This is a genomic window from Motilibacter deserti, assembly GCF_011250635.1.
In the GTDB taxonomy this organism is placed as follows: Bacteria; Actinomycetota; Actinomycetes; order Motilibacterales; family Motilibacteraceae; genus Motilibacter_A; species Motilibacter_A deserti.
The window spans coordinates 1-4510 of sequence record NZ_JAANNP010000127.1 but is presented as its reverse complement, the minus strand read 5'-3'; the positions used below and the strand labels follow the sequence as shown (position 1 = coordinate 4510).

The window sequence follows — 4510 nt, the reverse complement described above, 5'->3', positions numbered from 1 at the left end:
CCCGCAACGCCGCACGTCCTACGCGCGCCCTCCGCCTACCCGCCCCGCCCCGCCCCGCCCCGCCCCGCCCCGCGTCGCCCTTCCCCTCCTCGAGTCACCCTTCCCTGCTCGCGTCACCCTTCCCTGCTCGCTGATCATGCGATGTTGGTGAGTTGTCCCCAGCTCCGCCAGGACCTGTGGGCAACTCGCCAACATCGCATGATCAGCAGGGGGTTGTGGGGTGTCAGCGGGTGGGGAGGGCGCCGCGGAAGGGGGTGACCGGCGGGCCGCCGACTCCGACGTCGACCGCGAAGACGCGTCCCGCGTCGGGCTCCGCGCGCAGCTGCTCCGGCGACATGCCCTGCCGCGTGGTCGTCACGAACAGCGTCGTTCCCGGCCCGAAGCAGGGAGCGGTCGGCTGCGACACCGGCATCTCGACCACCTCCAGCACCCGCCCGGCAGGGTCGTAGCGCCGGACCTCGCCGCCGCCGTACAACGCCGCCCACACCATCCCCTCGTCGTCGACCGTGATGCCGTCGGCGGGCGGGCCGTCCCCGAACTCCACGACCGCGCGCGGCTCGCCCAGCCGGCCCTCGTCCGGGTCGAAGGGGTACGCCCGCAGCACCTTGAGCCCGCTGTCGGCGTGGTACATCGTCCGCCCGTCCGGGCTCCAGGCCATCCCGTTCGGAACGGTGAAACCGTGCCCGACCAAGGTCACCGAGCCTTCGGAATCGCAACGGAACAACCGCCCGGCGCCGGGCGACTCGTCGTACGCCATCGTGCCCGCCCAGAGCCGGCCGGCCGGGTCGCAGACGGCGTCGTTCATGCGCACGCCCCGACCGGCCTCGGGCTGGGCCAGCTCGCGCACCTCACCCTCCGGCGACAACCAGGAGAAGCCGGCGCCCGCCGCGAGCAACCACCCGCCGCCGTCCGAGGCGACCGGGGCGGCCGCGCCGAGCGGCACGTCGAGGCGGTGCTCGGCGTGCGTACGCAGCCGGCCGCCCTCCCAGGCCGCCCGCCGCAGCCTGCCCGCGGGGATGTCGACCCAGAGCAGCTCGTGCCGGGCGGCGTCCCAGCGCGGCCCCTCCCCCAGCTCGGCCGCCTCGCTCGAGACGGGGTCGGGCCGGCGGGGCGTCGTGGGGGCGGAGTGGCTCGTCATGGGGACGAGGGTCCCCCCCGTCGGGCTGAGGTAGTCGGGCCTCGACCCCGCGGTGACCAGCCCCGGTCGGGCGCGCGCGCCGAACGCCGTCACGGTCGGCGTCACCGGCGTCGCAGCAACAGGTCTCCGTCGACCCCTGATCGGCAACAGGGGCGACCACGCCGACGGGGGGCTGCGAACGCACCGGGGGCGGAAGCTGACCGCGGTGCCGACGGGCGGGACATCGGCGAGGGCCGGTCACACCCGGTGACGGGCTCATCTAGAACGTGAGGCATCCTGTCCGGCACCCGGAAGGAGGACCCGCGCACATGACCCGTCGAGCCACGGACGCCCCTGCGGCGTGCGCCGCGGACGAGCGCTCGGAGCCGGAGGCGTCCGGGGGACGCGCACCGGGCCCGTCCGCCCTGCTGCGGGGCTGAGCCGCGTCCCGACCATGCCCCACCGCAAGCGCCGCGGCGAGGACCCCCTCGAGCAAGCAGCCAGGACAGCCCTCTGCGACGCGCTCCTCGCCGGCGACGAGCCGCAGGCCGAGGCCGCCGCGATACTGCTGCTGCGCCGCGGCCGCCCCTTGCCGAGCCTCTACTCCGGGATCGTCCAGCCCCTGCTGGAGGACCTCGGTGAGCGCTGGGCGCGCGGAGAGGCGACCGTCGCCGAGGAGCACCGGGCCAGCACGACCGTCCGCGAGCTCGTGGTCCGGCTGCGCGCGCTCGCCCCGCCCACCGCGTCGAGCCGCGACATCCGCTGCGTACTGCTCCCGGCAACGGGCGAGACGCACCTGCTCGGGATCGCGATGCTCGAGCACGTCCTCGTCGACGCGGGATGGCGCGTCGACGTGCTGGACCCCCTTCCCCCGGACGAGCTCGCGGCGTACGTCCGGGCACGGGGCGACGTCGCCCTCGTAGGCCTCAGCGCATCCGGCCGCTTCGACAGCCGCGGGCTGACCCGCCAGATCTCGCACATCCGGGCCGCGCTGCCGGACGTCCCCGTCCTGCTCGGGGGCGGCGCGGTGTCGGCCGACCCGGGCCTTCCCGCCCGGGCGGGCGCCGACGGAGGCGCCCGGTCGCTTCCCGACGCGGTCAGGGTCGCGGACCAGCTGACCAACCCCCTGACCCCGCGCGAGCTGGACGTCCTCGCCGGCGTCAGCTCCGGCTGCTCCAACAACGAGATCGCGGCGCAGATGGGGATCCGGGCCAGCACGGTCAAGTCGCACCTGGAGCGCGTCTACACGAAGACAGGGTCGCGGGACCGCGCGGCCGCTGTCGCCACGGCCATGCGCCGGGGGTGGATGCACTAGCGCCGAAGTACCGGGCCCGCCGTTCGGCGGGCAGGCACGAGCGGCCCCGCCGCATCGCATGAGCCGCAGGCGGCGGTACGGCCCCGCCGACCGGGGGATGCACCACCCTCGTGGTCGTTCGAAAGCTTCGAGAAGAGCCTTCACCAGCGATGCCTTCCGTCGATCCCTTCTTCTGCCACGCACTGAGTGAGCGTGCGAACCAGCCCCGGGGCACTCCGGCGGCTCGTCACGTCGAAGGAGCAGGGGATGCCCCTCACCAAGAACACAGCGTCGACCGGGGTCCCCGCCCCGCGCGCCGCCAGCCCGTCGCCCCGCAAGGACGCACGCGAGTCCGAGGACGCGCGCCGTCGCGCCCGGTCCGTCGCCAAGCAGCAGCAGGCCGCCGAGCGCATCGCCGCCGCCACGTCGGAGCTGTCGGCACAGACCGCGCAGTCGACCGAGGCCTCGCGCCAGCTGCGCGATGCGATGCAGCAGATCGCCGCCGGTGCGGAGGAAGCGTCGGGCGCGACCCAGGAGTCGCTCGCTGCGACGAACCAGGTGGCCGGGCGCATCCGCGTCCAGCAGACGACGAGCCAGCAGGTGCGGGACATCACCTCCAAGCTGCAGGCGCTGCTCGGGGAGACCGCCGAGGGCATCTCGGGCCTCGTCAGCAACGTCGGGGAGGCGTCGGAGCGGCAGACCGCGTCCGTCGCGATGATCAGCGAGCTGGAGAAGCAGGCCGAGGAGATCGGGCAGATCGTCTCGGCCGTCGCGCGGATCGCCGACCAGACGAACCTGCTCGCGCTCAACGCGGCGATCGAGGCTGCACGCGCCCGCCAGCACGGCAAGGGGTTCGCGGTCGTCGCCGACGAGGTGCGCACGCTCGCGGAGACCTCCGAGCGCAGCGCCAGCGAGATCCGCGAGCTCATCGACGCCATCCGCACGGGTGTGAACACCGTGGCGGAGGGCGTCCAGGCGTCCGCGGAGACCTCGCGCGGCGAGGTCGAGAAGGGCAAGGAGATCACCGCCCAGCTGGCCACGATCGCCGCGGACATGACCGCCATCCTCGACGGCGCCACGGAGATCGCCACGGCTGCCGCCCAGGCGGAGCGCGCCTCCCAGGACGCCCAGCTGCGCGCCGAGGAGATCGCCGCCGCCGCCGAGCAGCAGTCCGCTGCGGCCGAGGAGTCGCTGCAGACCGTCGAGCAGCAGGGCGCGGCGCTCCAGCAGAGCGAGAAGGCGGCGGAGGAGCTCTCCGAGGTCGCCGACGAGCTGCGCACCAGCGCGGACATCGGCAAGAGCGCCGAGGAGGTCGCCTCGACGGCCGAGGAGCTCTCCGCCGCCGTCGAGGAGATCAACCGCGCCGCGACGCAGATCTCCACGGCCATCAGCCAGATCAGCACGGGCGCGCAGGCGGCCTCGACGAAGTCGCAGGAGGCGGCCAGCGCGCTCAGCCAGATCGAGCAGGGCGCGCAGCTGGCGGAGGCCCGCGCCGGCGGTGCCATCGAGAAGGCCGACACGATGATCGAGCAGCTGGCCGCCAACAAGCACGCCGTCGACCTCATGATCGAGGCCATCACCACCGCGGCCGCCTCGGCGAAGGACAGCGTCAAGCAGGTCGTCGAGCTCGAGATCGTCAGCCGCAAGATCGACAAGATCGTCGACGCCATCGGCAACGTCGCCATCCAGACCAACATGCTCGCGGTGAACGGGTCGGTCGAGTCGGCCCGCGCGGGCGAGTACGGCAAGGGGTTCGCGGTCGTCAGCACCGACATCCGCAACCTGGCCCGCGACTCCGCGGACAACGCGGAGCGGATCAAGGACCTGGTGAAGGAGGTCCAGGACCGCATCACCGCCGTCCGCAACGACCTGGAGGACACCTCCCGCGCCGCCCTCGCCGAGGTAGAGCGTGCCCGCGCAACGACGGCGCGCCTCGTCGAGATCGAGCGCGACATGGGCCTCGTCCGCAACGGCAACGAGGAGGTCCGCGCGGCGTCCCAGGAGATCGCGTCGGCGCTGGCTCAGGTGAAGACCGCGCTCGACCAGATCGCGACCGCCGCCAACCAGGCGGACGCCCTCACAGGCCAGGCCGCCGCCGC

The 4510-nt window shown here is 73.9% G+C and carries 3 protein-coding genes; 2 read left to right on the top strand and 1 reads right to left on the bottom strand.

Features of this window, described 5'->3' with window-relative positions; all coding sequences use genetic code 11:
- Nucleotides 1-223 precede the first annotated feature (223 nt).
- A complete protein-coding gene (locus G9H71_RS21140; RefSeq protein ID WP_166284751.1) occupies nucleotides 224-1138 on the bottom strand; it encodes an SMP-30/gluconolactonase/LRE family protein in 915 nt (304 codons plus the stop codon).
- A 433-nt stretch (nucleotides 1139-1571) separates the two neighbouring features.
- On the opposite strand from G9H71_RS21140, the gene G9H71_RS21135 reads away from it, so the two are divergent.
- Both G9H71_RS21135 and G9H71_RS21130 read left to right on the top strand, forming a co-directional pair.
- Nucleotides 1572-2432: a LuxR C-terminal-related transcriptional regulator gene (locus G9H71_RS21135; protein ID WP_166284750.1), complete on the top strand. Its 861-nt coding sequence runs from the start codon at nucleotides 1572-1574 to the stop codon at nucleotides 2430-2432.
- A 246-nt stretch (nucleotides 2433-2678) separates the two neighbouring features.
- A partial coding sequence (locus G9H71_RS21130) for a methyl-accepting chemotaxis protein (RefSeq protein WP_166284749.1) occupies nucleotides 2679-4510 on the top strand: 1832 nt, incomplete at its 3' end.

What these genes read in the sequence shown, in the direction of transcription:
- G9H71_RS21140 (WP_166284751.1), bottom strand. Translation starts at nt 1,138, where the DNA reads ATGACGAGCCACTCCGCCCCCACGACGCCCCGCCGGCCCGACCCCGTC.
- G9H71_RS21135 (WP_166284750.1), top strand. Translation starts at nt 1,572, where the DNA reads ATGCCCCACCGCAAGCGCCGCGGCGAGGACCCCCTCGAGCAAGCAGCC.